General features: G+C 45.4%; 17 protein-coding genes. 8 read left to right on the forward strand and 9 right to left on the reverse strand.

Going from position 1 to position 17,612, the window contains the following annotated elements; translation table 11 throughout:
- The first annotated feature begins 127 nt into the window (after positions 1-127).
- The gene (locus ACHZES_RS09535) at positions 128-568 is read left to right on the forward strand and encodes a hypothetical protein (RefSeq protein WP_038283642.1); all 441 of its coding nucleotides are present in this window, start codon (positions 128-130) and stop codon (positions 566-568) included.
- A 132-nt stretch (positions 569-700) separates the two neighbouring features.
- Complete coding sequence (locus ACHZES_RS09540; RefSeq protein WP_395548132.1) at positions 701-2,098, forward strand: MATE family efflux transporter; 1,398 nt, start codon at positions 701-703, stop codon at positions 2,096-2,098.
- 73 nt (positions 2,099-2,171) lie between these two features.
- On the opposite strand, the gene ACHZES_RS09545 is transcribed toward ACHZES_RS09540, so the two are convergent.
- Positions 2,172-3,044, reverse strand: a complete 873-nt coding sequence (locus tag ACHZES_RS09545; RefSeq protein ID WP_038283644.1) for a YitT family protein — start codon at positions 3,042-3,044, stop codon at positions 2,172-2,174.
- A 475-nt stretch (positions 3,045-3,519) separates the two neighbouring features.
- Between ACHZES_RS09545 and ACHZES_RS09550 the strand changes: the two genes are divergently transcribed.
- Positions 3,520-4,929, forward strand: coding sequence for a spore germination protein (locus ACHZES_RS09550; RefSeq protein WP_038283648.1), 1,410 nt, complete (start codon positions 3,520-3,522; stop codon positions 4,927-4,929).
- Here the strand turns inward: ACHZES_RS09550 and ACHZES_RS09555 are convergent.
- Positions 4,914-5,765 carry a PHP domain-containing protein gene (locus ACHZES_RS09555; protein WP_395548131.1) on the reverse strand — a complete coding sequence of 284 codons (852 nt, stop codon included), beginning with the start codon at positions 5,763-5,765 and terminating at the stop codon, positions 4,914-4,916. The two genes, ACHZES_RS09550 and ACHZES_RS09555, sit on opposite strands and share 16 nt — an antisense overlap.
- Before the next feature lie 209 nt (positions 5,766-5,974).
- Between ACHZES_RS09555 and ACHZES_RS09560 the strand changes: the two genes are divergently transcribed.
- The 4 genes from ACHZES_RS09560 (at position 5,975) to ACHZES_RS09575 (ending at position 9,741) form a co-directional block, all read left to right on the forward strand.
- Positions 5,975-6,910 (forward strand): MurR/RpiR family transcriptional regulator, encoded by a 936-nt coding sequence (locus ACHZES_RS09560; RefSeq protein ID WP_154522234.1) that lies wholly within the window; start codon positions 5,975-5,977, stop codon positions 6,908-6,910.
- Positions 6,867-7,772: an N-acetylmuramic acid 6-phosphate etherase gene (murQ, locus tag ACHZES_RS09565; RefSeq protein WP_154522237.1), complete on the forward strand. Its 906-nt coding sequence runs from the start codon at positions 6,867-6,869 to the stop codon at positions 7,770-7,772. Before ACHZES_RS09560 ends, murQ begins: the two co-directional genes overlap by 44 nt.
- Positions 7,773-7,810: 38 nt before the next feature.
- Positions 7,811-9,247 (forward strand): PTS transporter subunit EIIC, encoded by a 1,437-nt coding sequence (locus ACHZES_RS09570; protein WP_038283655.1) that lies wholly within the window; start codon positions 7,811-7,813, stop codon positions 9,245-9,247.
- 74 nt (positions 9,248-9,321) lie between these two features.
- Positions 9,322-9,741 carry a DUF3842 family protein gene (locus tag ACHZES_RS09575; protein WP_038283658.1) on the forward strand — a complete coding sequence of 140 codons (420 nt, stop codon included), beginning with the start codon at positions 9,322-9,324 and terminating at the stop codon, positions 9,739-9,741.
- 58 nt (positions 9,742-9,799) lie between these two features.
- Here ACHZES_RS09575 and guaB read toward each other — a convergent pair whose 3' ends face one another.
- The 4 genes from guaB to groES all read right to left on the reverse strand — a co-directional run bounded on the left by guaB (position 9,800) and on the right by groES (position 14,050).
- Positions 9,800-11,254 (reverse strand): IMP dehydrogenase, encoded by a 1,455-nt coding sequence (gene guaB, locus ACHZES_RS09580; protein ID WP_038283660.1) that lies wholly within the window; start codon positions 11,252-11,254, stop codon positions 9,800-9,802.
- A 218-nt stretch (positions 11,255-11,472) separates the two neighbouring features.
- A complete protein-coding gene (locus ACHZES_RS09585; protein WP_404820361.1) occupies positions 11,473-11,928 on the reverse strand; it encodes a DUF6106 family protein in 456 nt (151 codons plus the stop codon).
- Positions 11,929-12,056: 128 nt separating this feature from the next.
- The gene (groL, locus tag ACHZES_RS09590) at positions 12,057-13,676 is read right to left on the reverse strand and encodes a chaperonin GroEL (protein ID WP_038283665.1); all 1,620 of its coding nucleotides are present in this window, start codon (positions 13,674-13,676) and stop codon (positions 12,057-12,059) included.
- Between the two features lie 83 nt (positions 13,677-13,759).
- Entirely contained in the window at positions 13,760-14,050 is a 291-nt protein-coding gene (gene groES, locus ACHZES_RS09595; RefSeq protein ID WP_038283666.1) for a co-chaperone GroES, read from the reverse strand.
- A gap of 371 nt (positions 14,051-14,421) precedes the next feature.
- On the opposite strand from groES, the gene ACHZES_RS09600 reads away from it, so the two are divergent.
- A complete protein-coding gene (locus ACHZES_RS09600; protein WP_038283667.1) occupies positions 14,422-15,066 on the forward strand; it encodes a hypothetical protein in 645 nt (214 codons plus the stop codon).
- 73 nt (positions 15,067-15,139) lie between these two features.
- Here ACHZES_RS09600 and rhaD read toward each other — a convergent pair whose 3' ends face one another.
- The 3 genes from rhaD to rhaM all read right to left on the reverse strand — a co-directional run bounded on the left by rhaD (position 15,140) and on the right by rhaM (position 17,611).
- Positions 15,140-15,967: a rhamnulose-1-phosphate aldolase gene (gene rhaD / locus ACHZES_RS09605; protein ID WP_038283784.1), complete on the reverse strand. Its 828-nt coding sequence runs from the start codon at positions 15,965-15,967 to the stop codon at positions 15,140-15,142.
- Between the two features lie 13 nt (positions 15,968-15,980).
- On the reverse strand, positions 15,981-17,231 hold the full coding sequence (locus ACHZES_RS09610) for an L-rhamnose isomerase (RefSeq protein ID WP_154522243.1): 1,251 nt from the start codon (positions 17,229-17,231) through the stop codon (positions 15,981-15,983).
- 65 nt (positions 17,232-17,296) lie between these two features.
- On the reverse strand, positions 17,297-17,611 hold the full coding sequence (gene rhaM / locus ACHZES_RS09615; RefSeq protein WP_038283669.1) for an L-rhamnose mutarotase: 315 nt from the start codon (positions 17,609-17,611) through the stop codon (positions 17,297-17,299).
- Position 17,612 lies beyond the last annotated feature (1 nt).

Genomic DNA, 17,612 nt, shown 5'->3' on the forward strand with positions numbered 1-17,612 from the left:
CAGAAACCAAAACTCGTGTTCGTTTACCATCTTAACACAGATTTCCTCCTCCAACAATGAAATCTTAGGTATGAAACCCCCGAACCCATTCATACATTATAACAAAACTGTACGGAGGGCTTATTTTATGAGCTCAAAAACAAAAATTGTTGTTTTACGAATGAAAGAAATTATCTATACCGCAATCTTCGTCGGCCTTGGAATCCTACTCATCACTTTGTTTTTAGTCATGTTCCGTCCGAAGAAGGATGCTGTTCCGACTTCCGGCGATCCTGTGTGCTATGTTCCGGGAGTGTATTCCTCTGTCATCACGTTGAACAGCCAGGATATTAATGTGGAGGTCACGGTTGACTCCAAAAAAATCACATCCGTTACCCTGGTACCTTTAAGCGAAGCCATCACCACCATGTATCCCCTGATGCAGCCGGCCATGGATAACCTTTCCCAGCAGATTGTTAAAAACCAGTCCACTAAGAACGTCTCCTATCCAACCGAATCCCGTTATACTTCGGGCGTGCTTCTAAAAGCCGTGGATCAGGCCATTACAAAAGCCCAGATTACAGAATAAGTCCGGGGATTGTATTTTTCCATTTTTGACAGTATAATGGAAAAAAAGATTACATAATTACTTACATGAGGAAACACCCGGCGGGTATACCTCCATGTCCAGAAGGTAAGGGCAGGAAAGAGGAAAATGGAGATGAACCAGAATACGGTCAAAACAGATGCACTTAAGCAGAATCAGATTACAGAGGGAGTGATTTGGAAACAACTTCTTCTGTTTTTCTTTCCCATTTTATTCGGGACTTTTTTTCAACAGCTTTATAATACCGCCGATGCAGTTATTGTTGGGCGGTTTGTAGGAAAGGAAGCACTGGCAGCCGTGGGAGGCCCTACAGGACCCCTTATCAATCTTTTGATCGGGTTCTTCATAGGGCTTTCTTCCGGTGCCGGGGTCATTATTTCCCAGTTTTACGGAGCCAGGCAGGAGGAACGAGTGAACAAGGCGGTCCATACCGCGATTGCCTTCTCCATCCTATGCGGCGTGATCGTGATGGTGGTCGGCATCGTGACAGCACCTTATGCCTTAAAGGCCATGGGAACGCCTGATGAGATCTTATACTACGCAGTCCTTTACATACGGATCTATTTTGTGGGAGTGATCCCAAATCTTGTTTATAATATGGGAGCGGGAATCTTACGGGCCATCGGGGATTCCAAACGCCCTCTTTATTTTTTGATTGCAAGCTGCTTCACCAATATCATCCTGGATATCATATTTGTGGTTTACTGGCACATGGGCGTGGCGGGAGCGGCGATTGCTACCATCATATCCCAGTTGGTCAGTGCCGTTCTTGTGATCCTGGTTTTAATAAGGTCAAAGGAGGCTTACCGGCTGGTGCCAAAAGCCATTGGAATTGATCGGGACATGCTGCAGCGGATTATAAGAATCGGTTTTCCTGCGGGTCTGCAATCCGTTATGTACTCTTCTTCCAACATCATTATCCAGTCCAGCGTTAATAGTCTGGGAACCGATACCATTGCTGCATGGACAGCCTATGGAAAGATAGACAGTGTGTTCTGGATGATTATCAGCGCCTTCGGTATTTCCATCACGACCTTTGTGGGGCAGAACTACGGAGCCGGAAAAAAAGACCGGGTCTACAAAGGGATCCGGGTCTGCATGGTCATGAGCTTTGCTTCAGCCATCGCGCTCAGCGCGCTTCTTTTTACCTTTGGAAATTACGTATACTTACTGTTTACCACCGATACAGCTGTAATTGAAAAAGGAACGGAAATACTCCGTTACCTTGCTCCAACATTTTTCACTTATGTCTGCATTGAGATTTATTCCGGTGCCCTCCGGGGAGCCGGTGACTGCTGGATTCCTATGATAATCACCAGCCTTGGTGTCTGTGCGCTTCGTGTTATGTGGATCTGCGTGGCAGTTCCCCTGCGCCCAACCATTGAAACCGTTATTTTCAGTTACCCATTGACCTGGGCTGTCACTTCTATCCTATTCATTATATATTTTAACTGGTTCGGCAAACTGCGGCGGAAACGGTTTCCCGCTCTTTTTAAGAAAAAACTGTCATAAAACCTCTTGCGAGACATTTCCTGCATTTTCTAAGCAGGAAATGTCTCACTTTCGATTTAATAGACCACCGGAATTATTCCATGGGAGCTCTGTAAAAATTCCCGTAAAACTGCTGGGTTTTAAACATGTTTACAATCACATGCTCATCCACCTCATGTAGCAGCTCTACAATGTCGGCTACCTCATAGGAAGACACCACAGTATGAAGAAGGTACATCTTCTTCTTGCTGTAGCCTCCTACTGCATCCACGCAGGAAATTCCATGATGGAAGGCCTCTACATATTTATTAGCAAGCATTGGGCCCTGGGCCGTAGTGATCTGAAGAGTTACTCGTTCATATCTGTGGTGAAAGGTGGAAATAACCTTTGTCCCTACAAACTGGAACAAAATGGAATACCCTGCGTAATCCCACCCAAAAATCTTTCCGAAAATACAAAGCAGCAGCACATTTCCTACGAAAACCTGGGACCAGATGGAATTGCCCGTCTTATTGGAAACATACAAGGCGATGAAATCCGTTCCCCCGCTGGAAGCATTGCCCCGAAGAGCAAGTACAATGCCAAAGCCATAGAGAACTCCGCCGTAAATAACATTTAAAATCCTGTCATCAAATATGGGTGAAAAATTAAATATCCTTAGAAACGCACTGGTTAAAAATACCTGCATTAAGGAAAAAAAAGTAAACCGTTTGCTGATATTTTTGCTGCAGGCCCATGCAACCGGAATGTTTAAAGCGATCATGCCCAGGGAAGTAGAAATATTAAACCCATACAGGGACGTCACCCGATCAACTAAAATCGCAATACCTGTAAATCCTCCTGACAAAAGACCTGCCGGTTTGATAAATGCCTGGATAACATAGGTCTGTAAAAGTGCGGAGACTACAACCGCTATGGTTGTCATCACATTGCGGGCACGTTTATCATGCCTCAATTTCTTCCACATAAAATTCCTCCTCATCATCTCCTAATTTTCGTCCAGCTTCTCAGGGCATAAAGTATCCCTGGAAGGTATTTCTTGATATTATATGTAAATCTTGCTCTTGTATCAACATTTTTAAAATTAATAGAGGATTGCCCTTCCCCCACAGAAGGCAATCCCCCGTCACGATCTAAAACCGTCACACTATTCAGTTTTTGCCAACTGGCATCCCCATGCCAAGATCATGCACACAAGGAACCCCTTTGTGCTTCTCACATGGACGATAATACCATCTATTGCCTAAAAAGTCAATGTTTTTAGTACATTTTACTAAAAGTCTTTTTATAAAAAAGGGCCATTCTCATATCTTTTCATACAATACCGGGACGAAAGTCTTTCATTTACGTACAGATTTTATAAAACATAATTTCATGGAAAATGCGCATACTTATCTTATTAACGTCTTAAACGATGGACTAACTGCAAGGAGATAATCACCATGGAATTTTCCAACAGCCTTTCCAATAATATGAACTATTTAAACACAAAGATTGATGTAGCCGGAAACTTTGACATCGTTTACCGGACCTTTTATATCGGGGAACAGGAAGCCTGCCTTTACTTCATCGAAGGATTCACTCAGAGTGATGCGTGGCAGAAGATCCTTAACAGCTTATTATCCATCAAAGCGGAGGATATGCCGCCGGATGCCCATGAATTTTCCAAAAGATTTCTCCCTTATGGTCAGGTAGGGCTTGTAAAAGACGATGTAACCATGATCAATCAGCTTTTGACCGGAGTATCCTGCCTGTTCGTTAACGGATACGACAAATGCTTAACCGTGGACTGCCGCAGCTATCCTGCCAGAAGCGTTTCAGAGCCGGAAAAAGATAAAGTGCTAAGGGGATCAAGAGATGGATTTGTGGAAACCCTGGTTTTTAATACCGCTCTTATCCGCCGCAGGATCCGTGATCCAAAGCTTACCATAGAAGTCATGAATGCCGGGGAAAGCTCCCACACGGATATCGCCATCTGCTATTTCAAGGGACGGCATGATGAAAATCTTCTTACCCTGATCAAGGATCGGATCAACAAGCTGAAGGTCGATGCCCTTACCATGAACCAGGAAAGCCTTGCGGAGTGTATCTATCCACATAAATGGTACAACCCTTTCCCCAAATTCAAATATTCCGAACGCCCGGATACCGCAGCCGCTTCCATACTGGAGGGGAACATTGTCGTCCTGGTGGACAACTCTCCCTCCGCCATGATTTTGCCTTCCTCTGTTTTTGATATTATCGAAGAAGCCGATGACTATTATTTTCCGCCTGTGACCGGGACTTACTTAAGGCTGTCCCGCCTGGTTATTTCCATTCTGACCTTGTATTTAACACCTTTGTGGCTGCTTTTTATGCAAAATCCGGAAATGATCCCTTCCTGGCTGCAATTTATCCGCTTATCGGAACAGCCTCAGGTACCCTTACTTTTCCAGCTCCTGATTCTGGAATTTGCCATTGACGGTTTAAGGCTTGCCGCAGTCAATACTCCCAGCATGCTGACCACACCTCTCAGTGTGATCGCCGGTATTGTACTGGGTGAATACTCCGTAAAATCCGGCTGGTTTAACAGTGAAACCATGCTTTATATGGCCTTTGTGACCATTGCTAACTATTCCCAGTCAAGCTTTGAGCTTGGCTATGCCTTTAAATTCATGCGTCTGATCATGCTGATCACCACCGCCCTGCTGAACTTCTGGGGATTTGTGGCTGGTGTGGCGCTTTCCATAGGCGCAATCGTATTTAACAAAACCATAGCCGGAAAAAGTTATATCTATCCCCTGGTTCCATTCCACATTTCAGAACTGAAAAAACGGTTCTTCCGGGGAAGGCTTCCTCACAAGGAGAAATAACCGGTTAATAAATGCTTTAATCCTACAGCCAGTTCTTCCGGCAGTTTTTCAGACCCCGGAAGAGCTGGCTGCTTCATGTAAATACCGTGGTAATCACTGCCGCCGGTGACCATGAAACGCCTGCTTTCAGCCACTGCCAATAATTCTGCCCGGACATCTTCCGGGTTATCATGATGGTAAACCTCCACGCCATCCAGACAATCTTCTCTTAAAAGGGCATCATAAAGCTGGCGGTTCTTTCTCTTTATCTTACCGGGGTGAGCCAAAACCACATATCCCCCGGCTTCCTTTATCATCCCGCATATTTTATAGAAGCTTTTATAAGAGAAATGATCTTCTTCCTCATAAGGAGCTCCTTTACCAAAATAAAGGGACAGACTTTTCATAATATCTTCTCTTCTAAGGAGCCCATGGTCAGCCAGAACTCCCAAAAGCTTAGCCCGGTAAAGCGGTCCGCCTCCAGCCTTTTCAAAAAACTCTTTTTCTTCAATCTCAATTCCAGCCTGCTGCATTTTTAAAATCTGGCGCCCTGACCGTTCATTCATCTGTTCTAAAAAGCAGTTGGAGTATCGAAGCAATTCCGGATTATCCGGATCAATCCCATATCCCAGTACATGAAATTTCATCCCCTTCTCTGCCGCCGTAAACTCTGCCGCCGGTATAAAAGGAATGCAGTACTTTTTTGATGCCTTTTCTTCTTCTTTAAGGCCTAATATTGTATCGTGATCCGTTATGGCTGCCGCTTTAAGGCCCTGCTCCTTTGCCAGGGAGTAAATCTGCATAATGGTTTCACTTCCGTCAGAAAAACTAGAATGCATATGAAAGTCCGCTTTCATGAATGACCTCCTTAAACTTAAAGGTTCTAATAGTCCCATTATAGGCTTATGCTATAGAAAGGTCAACAAATTGCCCATTTTCTGGCATAGGACAAGATAAAAACCGTACATTTCCTCCAATATATGGTATAAAGTTTCATGAGAAGCTTAATGTCTTGAACTATTAATCCATGCTGCATATACTAATACCACAACAAGGGGAAATAAAAATGAAAAGTGTACTGGTTCGTTTGCGAGAATATCAAAAAGAAATGAGTGTTGCGGAGACCGGCGTCGTACGGTATCTGTTAGACACACCGGAACAGGCAGTGAAGCTTTCGGTCCATGCTTTGGCGGAAAAAGGGTTTTCTTCCTCTTCCACCGTTATCCGGTTATGTCATGAACTTGGTTTCTCCGGGTACAAAGAAATGAAGGCCGCCCTGATCTGTGAACTGGCCATCCGGCAAGAAAATACCAGAGAAAAAATGGAGGAAATCACAGAGAACGATACTCTGGATCAGATTATCAACAAAATTACATATAAAAACATCGCCTCCTTAGAAGATACCAGAAATTTAACCGATATATCCGCCCTGAAAAACTGCATCGACCTCTTGTGCCAATGCCGTACCATCTGTTTGTTCGGAATCGGTTCTTCCCTTCTGGTTGCCCGGGATGCCTATTTAAAATTCCTCCGGATCAATAAGCCCTGCATCTTAAATGATGACTGGCATTCCCAGCTTTTACAGGCCCGTAACATGAGCCGGGATGATTTAGGACTGATGATCTCCTATTCCGGCAGAACCATGGAAATGATCGAGTGCGCCAGGACCATGCAGCAGGTAGGGGCAAAATTCATCCTGATCACCCGTTTTGCCGTATCACCGCTTTCGGAAATGGCGGATTACAACCTTTATGTGGCTGCCAATGAATCCATCTTTCGGAGCGGAGCCATGGGAAGCAGAATCAGCCAGTTAAACATTATTGATATTCTGTATACTGCATACGCCAACCACAACAGCCAATATTCTCTGACACAGTGGCGTAAAACACACATCTCCAAGAAAAATCCGTCGTATTTTGAACCTTTCGACGAAGCGTATAATGAGGAGGAAATCAATCATGGTAGATTTAAGCAAGATGACAACAGAAAGCCGCAATCCTGACACCATGGATCTAGACACCATGACACCTTTCGAACTGGTGACGGCCATGAACCAGGAAGACCGGAAGGTGGCTGAGGCGGTGGAAAAAGTCCTGCCCCAGACCGCCAAAGCAGTGGAATGGGTCTGTGAAGCTTTTGAGGCCGGAGGCCGGCTCATCTATATGGGGGCCGGAACCAGCGGAAGGCTGGGCATCTTAGACAGCTCCGAATGCCCTCCCACCTTTGGGGTTGATCCGGGCATGGTTATCGGCCTGATTGCCGGCGGGGATGAGGCCATAAGGCAGGCGGTAGAAGGAGCCGAGGACTCTGAGACTCTTGGCATCGAAGATTTAAAGGCCTTATCCTTATCCCCAAAAGATGTCGTGGTAGGCATTGCGGCAAGCGGAAGGACGCCCTATGTATCGGCTGCCTTAAGCTATGCTAAAAGCATAGGCTGCCGCACCGTATCCATTGCCTGCAATGAGGGAAGCCTCATTGGGACCCATGCAGATCTGGCCATCGAACCGGTGGTGGGACCTGAGGTGCTGACCGGCAGCACCCGATTAAAAGCCGGGACCGCTCAGAAGATGATCCTTAACATGATCAGCACCGGCGCTATGGTGGGCATCGGAAAAGCATATCAGAACCTGATGGTAGATGTGGTGCAGAGCAATGAGAAACTGCGCTCCCGGGCTGAAAACATCCTGATGGCTGCTACGGAAATAACACGAGATGAAGCCAGAAGGCTGTTAGACGAAGCTGGCGGCAGCGTAAAGCTTGCCATAACCATGAAACGAACGGGCGCAGGGCCGGAAGAAGCAAAAAAGAACTTAATGGAATCCCGCGGACATATCCGCGCATGTATGATAAGGGATTCCATATAAATATCAATTCATTCATTTCAAATATGGAGGTGTCTATTATGACAAATGAAGTATTGCTTCAAAAGATCCTGGAATTATCGGGAGGGAAAGAAAATGTGGCAGCTGCAGCCAGCTGCATGACACGCCTTCGCTTAAAGGTAAAGGATCCTGATCTGGTACAGGAGAAGGAACTGAAAGAGACTTCAGGAGTACTTGGTCTGGTTGCAAACGGAATCGATGTACAGGTGGTCGTCGGACCTGGAAAGGCCAGAAAGCTCATGGATATCTGCCTTGGCATGGGCATCCCAAGCGAGCTTGGCGGCAAAGGACTCTCCACCAACGCTTCCTGGCAAGAAAACAAGGAAGCAGTAAAGGCCGGCCAGAAAGGTGGCGGTTTAAAAAGCAGCATACGGGTTATCTCCGATATCTTTATTCCTATGATTCCTGCTATCGTTGCAGCCGGTTTATGCAACGGTGTAGCCAATATCATCAGTCAGGGTGTGGACGCACAGATATTGGGAGGCAGCTTCTGGACCCTTCTCATCACTATACTGAAGCTGTTTGGCGGTGCATTTCTCGGTTATTTTTCTATTTTTACCGGTGTCAATGCAGCAAAAAGCTTTGGAGCAACGCCAGCCCTTGGCGGTATGATCGGCTCCATGAGCATTATGTCGCAGATCACGGACATATCGAAGTTCTTTGGTCTTTACAATGAACAGATCCCGAACAGCTCAACCTTGATTAGCGGAAAGGGCGGGATCATCGGCGTTATCATCGGTGTCTGGGTTCTCTCTAAAGTAGAACGCTGGGTGCGCAAGCATGTTCCCGATGTCCTTGACATCATGCTGACCGGATTTCTAAGCATACTGATCACCGGAACCTTGTTTGTTCTGGTACTGATGCCGGCTGCCGGCTTTTTATCTGACGGTCTGGTCTGGGTATTATCACTCCTTGTAAATTCCGCAAATCCGGTCGTCAGCGTTTTGTCCGGTTACATCATGTCAGCCGTATTCCTTCCCCTGGTCCTTTTGGGACTGCATCATGGGCTGGTTCCCATCTATGCGGTTCAGCTGGAACAAATGGGCGGAGTCTCCTTATTCCCGGTCCTGGCCATGGCTGGCGCAGGGCAGGTGGGTGCGGCCATTGCCATCTATTTAAAAGCAAAACGATGCGGAAACAAACGCTTAAAGAGCGTCATCATCGGTGCACTCCCGTCTGGATTCTTAGGCATCGGCGAACCGCTTATTTATGGAGTTACTCTTCCCCTTGGTAAACCTTTCATAACTGCAGGATTGGGAGCCGGATTCGGCGGCGCTTATGTGATGCTCATGCATGTAAGGAGCATTGCCTGGAGCCCGTCTGGCCTGTTAGCCATTCCCATCATGAGCAGCCCTGTTAATATGCTCAATTATTTTCTGGGCCTGGTGATCGCTTACATTGCTGGATTTATTATCACCAGCCTGTTTATTAAGGAAGATGAAGTTGCTAAAGCATAAGCAATAAAGCTTAACCGGCCTTTTACTTGATTTCTTTCCTGCCCTATAATACAATAGAGGATAAGGAGGATGCCATGAAGAAGGAAGACAAGAAAATCGTTATCATTGACGGGCAGGGCGGTAAAATGGGGCAGTCCGTGATCGCTCAGTTTAAAAAGTCCTTTCCCAGTCTTTCGGTCATTGCCATCGGTACCAATTCCATTGCTACTTCCGCCATGCTAAAGGCAGGAGCCGATGCAGGAGCAACCGGTGAGAATCCGGTCCTTGTGGCCAGCCGGGATGCCGATATTATTATCGGCCCTATTGGGATCGTCATTGCTGATTCTCTCCTGGGAGAGATCACTCCGGCCATGGCTGAGGCCATCGGAAAAAGCCGTGCCTATAAGATCCTTATACCGGTGAATAAATGCAATCATCATGTGGTAGGCTGTGAAAACCTGACTTTAACGGAATCCATTGCCCTGGTAATCAAAGAGGTGGAGAATCATTTATGATCTCCACCTCTTTATTTATGAGGAAATTGGCTTTGCCATCGGCTTATCCAACTTCTATCTATTCATCAATACTATAGTTTGGCGCTTCCTTTGTGATATGAATGTCATGAGGATGACTTTCCTTAAGGGAGGCTGCCGTGATCTTTATGAATCTTCCCGTTTCCTGCATGGTCTTGATATTCACTGCTCCGCAGTATCCCATACCGGACCGCAAACCGCCGAGCATCTGGAATACAGTATCCTCTACCATTCCTTTGTAAGCCACACGGCCTTCTACTCCTTCCGGAACCAGCTTCTTTGCATCTGTCTGGAAGTAACGGTCCTTGCTGCCGTTTTCCATGGCTGCAATGGAACCCATGCCACGGTATACCTTGTATTTTCTACCCTGATACAGTTCAAAGGTTCCCGGGCTTTCGTCGCATCCGGCAAACATGCTTCCCATCATACAAACGCTTCCGCCGGCTGCAATGGCCTTTGTTAAATCTCCGGAATACTTGATTCCGCCGTCAGCAATGATTGGCACGCCGTATTCTTTTGCAACTGCATAGCAGTCCATAACAGCCGTGATCTGGGGAACACCGATGCCGGCTACCACACGGGTCGTACAGATAGAACCTGGCCCGATTCCCACCTTCACTGCATCAGCTCCTGCTTCTATGAGATCCTTTGTTGCCTGTCCGGTTGCTACATTTCCTGCTATGACAGAAAGAGCCGGATAAGCTTCTTTAATCATTTTCACGCACCGGAGTACGTTTTCGGAATGTCCGTGAGCGGAGTCTAAGACCACCACATCCACTTTTGCTTTTACCAGAGCGTCCACACGGTCAAGCACGTTGGCAGTGATACCAACTGCGGCTCCGCACAGAAGTCTTCCTTGTCCATCTTTTGCGGACAACGGATATTTGATCTGCTTTTCAATATCCTTAATGGTGATAAGGCCCTTTAAATTAAAGTCTTCGTCAATGATCGGAAGCTTTTCCACCCTTGCCTTTGCAAGGATCTTTTTTGCTTCCATAAGGGTAATGCCTTCCCTGGCTGTCACCAGATTTTCAGAAGTCATGCACTCCTTAATCTTCCTGCTGAAATCCTCTTCGAATTTTAAGTCACGGTTGGTGATGATTCCCACCAGCTTTTTTCCTTCTGTGATCGGCACTCCGGAAATGCGGTACTTGCCCATAAGTTCATCCGCATCTTTTAATGTATGTTCCGGGGAGAGATAAAATGGGTCCGTTATAACGCCGTTTTCTGACCTCTTTACCTTATCAACCTCTTCTGCCTGCTCCTCAATGGACATATTCTTGTGAATAATACCGATACCTCCCTGTCTTGCCATGGCAATTGCCATACGGTGTTCGGTAACGGTATCCATGCCTGCACTCATAAGCGGTATATTGAGCTTGATGGTTTTTGTAAGGTTGGTCGTTAAGTCAACCTGATTAGGAATGACCTCTGAATAGGCCGGAACTAACAGCACATCATCAAAAGTAATGCCTTCGCCAATTATTGTACCCATTAACTTTTCCTCTCCTTCTTTATTTTTTTATTATTGAAACTAATAAGCCTTTTCACTTGTTAGTTACATAGTTTAACAAATTTTGCAGGGGTTGTCAACGGACATTTTCCTGTTTCTTTCCGTCACTCATGGACAGCTATGGATAGGGTCGTCTGTCTTTTCTGTAAGGAAAAAGGAACCGGACGGTTTTTTGTAAAACCGACTGATTCCTTTTTCTTTTATACCTGCTTTATAACCTTACGGGGCGCTGTCATCCGCATACACTGAAGCAGCTTATCGTTAGGTTCAAATATGATCTTTGTGGTTTCAGCACCGGACTGGCTGATTAAAGTATAAGTCTTTGCTCCCGGTACGTGAGATGAAAAATCAAGTAATTTCATGTTTTTTGTTTCATGGTCCCTGGCCTCTGTGGAATCGGTGGGAGCTACAATCTGGATCCCTTCCATAGAGCCTTCCCAGGCTTTCTTTCTCTTGCTTCTGCCGTAGATCCGGTCAATGGAAAGCGTGTTGGTTACATACAGGTATTCAAATTCTACTTCGCTGTTGCGGAATACAAAGTATGTGGCAGCTGCGGCTGCAAGCAGAATAAGCACTCCAAAGATTCCGAAAACCGGAGACATGGAGAGGAAAAATGCTATTACGCATAGGATTCCCATCGCAATTTTTATCAACATGGTATAGGCTGGTGATTTTCGCTTCACTAGCCATTCTGCATACATTTCATTCATAACGATTTGGGTCCTTTCTTGTTACCTGCTTGGCTGCATGCACTGCTCATTGCTTTCGTGAACAGTCTAGAAGCTTACATCATATCCATTCCGCCTGGAGCTGGCATTGCAGGTGCTTTTTCTTTAATATTAGCAACAACGGACTCTGTTGTCAATAAGGTAGATGCAACACTTGTAGCATTTTGAAGTGCACTTCTGGTAACCTTAGTCGGATCCAGGATTCCTGCTTCTACCATGTCTACGTATTCTTCCTTATATGCGTCAAAGCCGGTTCCTACCTTGGACTCTCTCACCTTATTGATGATAACGCTTCCTTCTAATCCTGCATTGGCTACAATGTGGTATAACGGAGATTCAAGAGCCTTTAAGATGATCTTTCCGCCGGTTCTCTCATCGCCTTCTAAATGCTTAACAAGTTCTTCAATCTGATTGATGGCATGAACGTAAGCAGAACCGCCGCCTGCAATCACGCCTTCTTCAACTGCTGCTCTTGCTGCAGATAAAGCATCTTCCATACGAAGTTTTGCTTCCTTCATCTCGGTTTCTGTTGCAGCGCCTACGCGGATCACTGCTACACCGCCGGATAATTTAGCAAGTCTTTCCTGTAATTTTTCTCTGTCAAAATCAGAAGTGGTATCTTCGATCTGGCCCTTGATCTGGCCGATTCTTGCAGTGATAGCTTCCTTATCGCCGCAGCCGTCTACGATTACGGTATTTTCCTTCTGAACCTTAACGGATTTTGCACGTCCTAAAAGATCAAGAGTTGCATTCTTAAGCTCATAGCCTAATTCATCAGAGATCACAGTACCACCTGTTAAAACAGCGATATCCTGTAACATTTCTTTTCTTCTGTCGCCATAGCCTGGTGCCTTAACAGCGATTACATTGAAGGTTCCTCTTAATTTATTAACGATTAAGGTTGTTAAAGCCTCGCCTTCCACATCTTCTGCGATGATAAGAAGTCTTGCGCCGGACTGTACGACCTGCTCTAATAAAGGAAGGATCTCCTGAATGTTTGTAATCTTCTTATCAGTAATGAGAATGTATGGATCGTCTAAATTAGCTTCCATCTTTTCCATGTCGGTGCACATATAAGCAGAAATATAACCTCTGTCAAACTGCATACCTTCAACCAGGTCTAACTCTGTCTTCATGGTCTTTGATTCTTCAATGGTAATAACGCCGTTGTTGGAAACCTTCTCCATAGCGTCAGCTACCATCTCGCCAACTTCATCATCTGCTGCGGAAATTGCTGCAACTCTTGCGATGGATGCCTTGCCCTTGATCGGCTCGCTCATCTTTGCAATTGCTTCTACTGCTGCTTCCGTTGCTTTTCTCATACCTTTTCTTAAAACGATTGGATTAGCGCCTGCTGCCAGGTTCTTCATTCCCTCGTTGATCATAGCCTGAGCTAAAACGGTAGCTGTCGTAGTACCGTCACCTGCTACGTCATTCGTCTTAGTAGCAACCTCTTTTACAAGCTGTGCGCCCATATTCTCAAAAGCATCTTCCAGCTCGATTTCCTTTGCAATGGTAACACCATCATTAGTGATGAGCGGTGAACCAAATGATTTATCAAGTACAACGTTTCTGCCCTTAGGCCCTAATGTTACACGAACGGTATCTGCTAACTGATTCACTCCAGATTCAAGTGCTTTTCTGGCATCTACGCCATATTTAATCTGCTTTGCCATGATTCATTCCTCCAGTTTTCTGTTAAAATAAAGATACGTACTATCTAAAATCTGACCTTATGACTGCGGTATCGCCTTCTTAATTATCCGATCACTGCCAATATGTCATTCTGTTTTACAATCACATATTTCTCGTCATCTTCTCCGGTCTCTATTTCTGTTCCTGAATACTTGGAGAAGATTACTTTATCGCCCACTTTAACCTGCATGGTAACTTCCTTGCCGTCTACCAGACCGCCAGGTCCTACTGCGATAACTTCAGCCTGCTGCGGCTTTTCTTTTGCCTGACCCGGCAGAACAATACCGGACTTTGTTGTCTCCTCTGCAACCAATGGTTTTAACACAACTTTGTCAAATAATGGTACTAATTTCATTGCAATTCCTCCTCATAACTTTCTGCTTATTATTTCTTTCTTTGGCCTTCCGAAAGAAGATTTATTTTATTCACATACTAAGTTATATCACTCATTATTAGCACTGTCAATAGTTGAGTGCTAACTTTATATTTTTTTTACATTTTTACCATATTTGTACGATTTTCTCCTTTACTTACATAGTTTATAGAAATTTTCTTATTATATACCTTTATTTTTTCTTATGAACGTATTACAATAACAAAGAGAATGAAGCGCCTTATAAGCGCACCATTATGCCCATCAAGCATAAGCCGTGACAAGGAAGCACCTTGCAGGCATACCTCTATGCCCAGAATACATGGACGGTAATAAGGAAAGGAGTGTTTCAAATGGCAAAAAAGGGAAATGGGTTAGGAAAATTCGTGGCTTTGGCCACTGTGGCCGGCGTTGTTGCTGCCGGCATCTCTTATTTCACGAAATACAAATCCTTCCACAAAGAACTGGAAGAAAACTTCCACGACTTTGAGGATGAGGGAAATGACGACATTTCCAAAATTGACAGCACGATGAACCGCAACTATGTTTCTTTACATGCCAATAAGGATGAATTTAAGGTCGCCGCTGACCATATGGCAGATGCTGCCAAGGATGCGGTAAGTGCGGCAAGAAACTTAGTAAAGGATGCAGCGAGCATTGTCTCTGATACGGCAAAGGAAGCGGCTTCAGCCGTGGCATATACCGCGAAGGACATGTTTGACTCTGCAAAAGAACAGACAGATACGTTTTTAGATGACGAAGATTTTACAGAGGATGGCGGTTTGGATTACGCTGCCGGAGCTGCAGAGCAGCTGGCAGAGAAGGCCAAAGAAACTGCAGATACGATAAAAGAAACAGCGGAAACTGCTGCCGAAGCAGTAAAGGATGCGGCGAAGGATGGGATTGATGCGGCAAAAGAAGCAGCGAAGTCCACCGGAGAAGCAATGAAAGAACTGGCTGATGAAACTACTACCATTGTGGAAGAAGAGATGGATTAATCATAATCTATAAGAAGGAATTGAAAAAGCCATTGGAAAGCATTTGTGCTCTCCAATGGCTTTTTTTCACAGATTATTTTTCATATAGAAATTCTTCCGGCAGATTCACTTTAAAATCAACCGCCAGATCACGGAAGTTCTGAGACGTAATGGTCTGTAGCTTATCCGGACGGATAGAAAGTACTTTAACAAGGATTTCCGCAGACTTTTCCACCGTATGCATAAGGCCAAAAGTTAAGTCGAAATCCTCTCCTGAAACGAATAAGCCGTGATGAGCCCATACAGCCACATCGTACTTCTTCATCAGCTCGCTGGTTGCCACTGCGATGTCCCGCCCACCCGGCACCATCCAGCCGACTACACCTACGCCGTCCGGGAAAACCACCGGACATTCTGTAGCCATTTCCCATAATTCCCGGGTAAATACTTTATCCTCTAAAGGAAGAACAAACGTAAGGGCAATTACATTGGCAGGATGGGCATGGTAGATTACCCTGTGCTTACCGGACGTAGCCTCTTTCTTTACTTCATGGTTCATAAGATGGGAAGGAAGCTCGCTGGTAGGACGCCCGCCGTTTACCAATCCCCAGCGGATTCTGTAATTTTCACCGCTTTCATCCACTTCAATGATGCAGGTATTGGCTTCCGGATCAAGGATTACGTTACGGAAATATTTCCCGCTTCCGGTCACCATGAAATACTCTCCAGCCAGCCCCTTTACACTGGTTCCGATGGGCTGCCAGGGATTCTTATCCGTAAAACCTTCTCTCACTGATTCTACTTCTGACTCCTTGATGCGGTAACTTAAATTGCCGCCGTTTCTCTCATGCCAGTTCTGGCAAAAGCCGTCGTCACATAAGCGGATAAAGCCTTTTACAAATTCAGTATCTAACATATTCATATTCTTTTTCTCCTTATTTCCGGTTAAGCAGCACTTCTTTTTCATAGCTGCGTACTTCTTCAAACCAGTCTTCCTTTGCCGGGACTCCGTTTATCTCGCAGAAGTAATTCCACACATCGCCTACGGGATAAAGCTTAAGCTCTTCCTGAAGCATCATCTGTTCTGTAAACTCTCGTTCCTCCTGTAATCTTGCAAGTGTTTCATTCGGAAGAAGAAGGGCATTTAACAACGCCTTCTGCATGTTGCGCATTCCCACAATCCAGGCACTTAAGCGGTTGATGCTTGCATCAAAGAAGTCAAGGGCTAAAAGGATGCGGTCCGCCCCGCCCCGGATGATTTCCTTTGCGATCTCCTTTGTTTCGTCATCAAATAACACCACATGGTCGCTGTCCCAACGCACCGGCCTTGTTACATGAAGGGCCACCTTGTCAAAGAATAGGAGCATGGAAGATATCTTATCGGACACAACCTCCGTGGGATGATAATGGCCGCTGTCTAACAGGCATAAGATATCGTTCTTAGAAGCGTAATTCATATAAAATTCATGGGAACCAACCGTACAGCTTTCCATTCCGATTCCAAATACCTTGGATTCTACGGCTACATATACCTTGGTTTTATCGTAATCCATGGAAAGGATCTGGTCAAGAGAATCTTTTAACCGTGCCCTTGGAGAGGTACGATCCGCAGGAATATCCTTAAATCCGTCAGGAATCCAGATGTTCATGGTACATGGAGTACCCTGCTCACCGGCAAAATATTCAGATATGCGGATGCATGCCTGTACGTGTCTGATCCAGAAGCTGCGGATCTCCTCGTCTTCACTGGACAAGGTGGCATTCTCTGCCTTTGGATGAGAAAACAGGGTAGGATTAAAGTCAATACCGATTCCTCTCTCCTTGGCAAACTCCACCCATTTTGCAAAATGCTTTGGTTCCAGCTGATCACGGTCCGCCCATTCTCCCTCTTCAAATATGGCATAGCTTGCATGAAGGTTGATTCTGTGTTTTCCTGGAATGAGGCTCAGCGCTTTGCCCATATCATTCATCAGCTCCTGAGGATTTCTGGCCCGTCCCGGATAATTGCCTGTCGTCTGAATGCCGCCTGACAGCCCGCCGGCTCCGTCAAATCCAATTACGTCATCTCCCTGCCAACAGTGCATGGAGATAGGAATCCTCTTAAGTGCCTCCAATGCCTCATCTGTATTTACACCAACGGCCTTGTATGCTTCCCTTGCTGCTTCGTATCTTTCATTTATTGTCATAGCTCTTTTCTCCTTTTCCTAATTTCCGCCCGGCCTCTAAGAGCCTGAGCTTCCTATGATATCGTTCAGTCTAAATGAAATACAGGCTTTAAGCCAACAGAAACCGGGCTGTTATCCGGGTTGGTCTTCATGATATCGGCCATATAATCCCACCATTTCCGGTTGATCGGCGTATCCGCTGATTCTGCCCATTTCGCTTCATCCTCTATCTCAATATATCCGTAAAGGACATTGGTTTCCTCATCTAAGAAAATAGAGTAATTATGTCCTCCGTGCCGGCTGATCATGTCCTTCATTTCCGGCCAGAGCAAATTGTGCCTTTTCTCATATTCTTCGGTCATTCCTTCATTTAAGTACATTTTAAAAGATTTTCTAATCATG

Origin of the sequence: Lacrimispora sanguinis (genome assembly GCF_044987295.1) — a bacterium.
Taxonomy (GTDB): domain Bacteria; phylum Bacillota; class Clostridia; order Lachnospirales; family Lachnospiraceae; genus Lacrimispora; species Lacrimispora celerecrescens_B.

What these genes read in the sequence shown, in the direction of transcription:
- ACHZES_RS09610 (WP_154522243.1), bottom strand. Translation starts at nt 17,231, where the DNA reads ATGACAATAAATGAAAGATACGAAGCAGCAAGGGAAGCATACAAGGCC.
- ACHZES_RS09535 (WP_038283642.1), top strand. Translation starts at nt 128, where the DNA reads ATGAGCTCAAAAACAAAAATTGTTGTTTTACGAATGAAAGAAATTATC.
- ACHZES_RS09600 (WP_038283667.1), top strand. Translation starts at nt 14,422, where the DNA reads ATGGCAAAAAAGGGAAATGGGTTAGGAAAATTCGTGGCTTTGGCCACT.
- ACHZES_RS09560 (WP_154522234.1), top strand. Translation starts at nt 5,975, where the DNA reads ATGAAAAGTGTACTGGTTCGTTTGCGAGAATATCAAAAAGAAATGAGT.
- ACHZES_RS09585 (WP_404820361.1), bottom strand. Translation starts at nt 11,928, where the DNA reads ATGTTGATAAAAATTGCGATGGGAATCCTATGCGTAATAGCATTTTTC.
- murQ (WP_154522237.1), top strand. Translation starts at nt 6,867, where the DNA reads ATGGTAGATTTAAGCAAGATGACAACAGAAAGCCGCAATCCTGACACC.
- ACHZES_RS09540 (WP_395548132.1), top strand. Translation starts at nt 701, where the DNA reads ATGAACCAGAATACGGTCAAAACAGATGCACTTAAGCAGAATCAGATT.
- groL (WP_038283665.1), bottom strand. Translation starts at nt 13,676, where the DNA reads ATGGCAAAGCAGATTAAATATGGCGTAGATGCCAGAAAAGCACTTGAA.
- groES (WP_038283666.1), bottom strand. Translation starts at nt 14,050, where the DNA reads ATGAAATTAGTACCATTATTTGACAAAGTTGTGTTAAAACCATTGGTT.
- rhaD (WP_038283784.1), bottom strand. Translation starts at nt 15,967, where the DNA reads ATGAATATGTTAGATACTGAATTTGTAAAAGGCTTTATCCGCTTATGT.
- ACHZES_RS09575 (WP_038283658.1), top strand. Translation starts at nt 9,322, where the DNA reads ATGAAGAAGGAAGACAAGAAAATCGTTATCATTGACGGGCAGGGCGGT.
- rhaM (WP_038283669.1), bottom strand. Translation starts at nt 17,611, where the DNA reads ATGATTAGAAAATCTTTTAAAATGTACTTAAATGAAGGAATGACCGAA.
- ACHZES_RS09545 (WP_038283644.1), bottom strand. Translation starts at nt 3,044, where the DNA reads ATGTGGAAGAAATTGAGGCATGATAAACGTGCCCGCAATGTGATGACA.
- ACHZES_RS09570 (WP_038283655.1), top strand. Translation starts at nt 7,811, where the DNA reads ATGACAAATGAAGTATTGCTTCAAAAGATCCTGGAATTATCGGGAGGG.
- ACHZES_RS09550 (WP_038283648.1), top strand. Translation starts at nt 3,520, where the DNA reads ATGGAATTTTCCAACAGCCTTTCCAATAATATGAACTATTTAAACACA.
- guaB (WP_038283660.1), bottom strand. Translation starts at nt 11,254, where the DNA reads ATGGGTACAATAATTGGCGAAGGCATTACTTTTGATGATGTGCTGTTA.
- ACHZES_RS09555 (WP_395548131.1), bottom strand. Translation starts at nt 5,765, where the DNA reads ATGAAAGCGGACTTTCATATGCATTCTAGTTTTTCTGACGGAAGTGAA.